This is a genomic window from Acinetobacter sp. YH16053 (genome assembly GCF_013417035.1).
GTDB classification, from domain to species: domain Bacteria; phylum Pseudomonadota; class Gammaproteobacteria; order Pseudomonadales; family Moraxellaceae; genus Acinetobacter; species Acinetobacter towneri.
This window is the reverse complement of the sequence record NZ_VPEP01000107.1, coordinates 1-1,678: the sequence shown is the minus strand read 5'-3', so window position 1 is coordinate 1,678 and position 1,678 is coordinate 1. Positions and strand designations below refer to the sequence as shown.

The following is a 1,678-nucleotide window of genomic DNA, read 5'->3' as shown; positions in this document are numbered from 1 at the left end:
GAGTTAGTTTAAAAAATTTTAGGAAGTAGTTTAGAAAAGTCGATAGGTCTAGTTTAAATAACTATATGAATTGTTTTAAGATCGATAAACCTAGCTTTAAGATCGATAAACCTAGCTTTAAGATCGATAAACCTAGCTTTAAGGGTCGATAAACCTAGCTTTAAGGGTCGATAAACCTAGCTTTAAGGGTCGATAAACCTAGCTTATTGACTGTTATAAGTTATAGATAGTCAGGCATTCAGAGAACTTAAAAGCATTTAAAAGTATTAAAATAATTAAAAGCCCAAAACATAAAAAATTGCCCTTGGTTTTCGCTACGCTCAAACTCTATTGAACTTCGCTCTCGCTCAGTTCGTAGGGGCAATTTTTTAGTTAATTCTTTCTTGAATTCGAAAAACCAAAAGCAAGAATGGATTCGCTACGCTCATAGAGCTTTTTCACTCGCTTTCGCTCGATCTAAAATCTGATTTTTACATGTGATTTACGCTTTATTAGGCTCTACAGCCTAAAAAGCTGTTTTTCAGAAAGTCGAAGCGCGAATTTTAGTGGTTCGCTCGTAGACACTCGCTCTATAGATACCTTTTAGGTATTTAATTTGAGTTTTAAGGATATTTCTTAGTTTATAAATTAAGGATTGATCTGGAGTGAAATGTAAAAGGGCTTATTTCGCATTTTTAGCCCTGATTACATTTTTGTATAGGAAACTATAGGGTTAAGCCAAAAACAGGCTGTAATCGCATTTTATGGCTTTCCACGGTGCTTTTGGATGAGTACTTTGTGAAACTCTTGCCCATTGATTTTATAGGTTGGCAAATCTTCAAGCATACGCTGGAATAATTTTGTTTCTTCCTTGATATCTTCGGTGTTGTTTTGGATCTCTTTATAGATTGTGGTTTCTTTAATGGTTTTTTCCCAAATAATGCTCTGTAGGAGGGCATCTCTGAGCAGGGGAATATCACTGTGCTGGATCTGAAGATCAAGGTCTTTATAAAGTGATTGAACTACACCTCCTATCGCGTATTTGAGTTGGTTTTCTGCATTGCGTTTTTTCTGGGCTTCCGTCAGTTCCTTGTGACTTTTCTGCAAAATTTCACGTTTGTGTTCATTCTCCAGCCGGATTCGATTGTCTAGGGCGGCTTTTTCAATTTTCTGATAAGACTCTAGGGCGCGATCCAGGCGGAAAAAATTATCCTGATCCATTGCTTGATTGAGTAAGGTCAGAATTTCAATTTCGTTGGCCAAGAGGGGCTGCTGGTTTTTGTCCTTCAGTTTGATCTGTTCAATGAGTGCCTGTCTTGTTAGAAACTGGTTCTTCTCCCGGTCGACTGTTTTGAGCAGACTGAGTTGTTGGTCATTGAATCTGCCATTGGAGTGCTGAAGTAGGGTCAAAGCCTGTTGTTGTTTTTTCTTGAGGAAGGGAAGTTTCTCCAGGAATTGCTGCAATGTGGTGAGGTCATTTGAGGTGAGTATTTTCGCAGGTCTTCCACGTGCCGCCATCGCATTCTCCAGCATAAAATGGGTGAGGTTTTTGTGTTTTCAGTTTAGCATAGGCCGGCATGAGAAGAATTAAATAAAATGTGGGAACATTATATTTAATTCTTAAGCTCGTTTCCGTGTTTTTATTTTAGTATAATTTCTTCGAATTATACTGAAATAAAAACACTTCTCCTCGTGCTCA

Annotated in this window: 1 protein-coding gene; it reads right to left on the bottom strand. The window is 37.7% G+C overall.

Annotation, left to right across the window (positions count from 1 at the left end; genetic code table 11):
* Positions 1-741: 741 nt before the first annotated feature.
* Complete coding sequence (locus FTV43_RS15340; protein WP_179995824.1) at positions 742-1,497, bottom strand: hypothetical protein; 756 nt, start codon at positions 1,495-1,497, stop codon at positions 742-744.
* Between the last annotated feature and the right edge of the window lie 181 nt (positions 1,498-1,678).

Excerpts from the sequence above, each read along its gene's own strand:
- FTV43_RS15340 (WP_179995824.1), bottom strand. The coding sequence starts at position 1,497 with ATGGCGGCACGTGGAAGACCTGCGAAAATACTCACCTCAAATGACCTC.